Source organism: Halorubrum sp. SP9, from assembly GCF_005435015.1.
GTDB classification, from domain to species: Archaea; Halobacteriota; Halobacteria; order Halobacteriales; family Haloferacaceae; genus Halorubrum; species Halorubrum sodomense.
Map to the genome: position 1 here is coordinate 1 of NZ_SGXU01000795.1, position 213 is coordinate 213.

A 213-nucleotide genomic window follows, 5' to 3' on the forward strand; every position below is an offset into this window, starting at 1 on the left:
GGACAGCGGGGCCGAACCGACGCTTGATGGCCGAAAAGGCGGTCTCGGCCATCCACCGCTGGCCGTATAGCTCGCTGTCCAACCGTGCGTTGTGCGCGTGATCGTACGCAGCGAACAGCCGGTGACGCAGCAACGGCCGGACGCCCTCTGAACCGAGGGCGTCCCGGAGAGATTGGTCGTCATAGCCTTTGTCGCCGGCGAGACTCTCGATTT

Annotated in this window: 1 protein-coding gene; it reads right to left on the minus strand. The window is 64.8% G+C overall.

Translation table 11 applies throughout. The features are described from left to right. Window positions 1-213, minus strand: a 213-nt coding sequence (locus EXE45_RS19330; RefSeq protein ID WP_137695226.1) for a transposase, incomplete at both ends; no start/stop codon positions are given.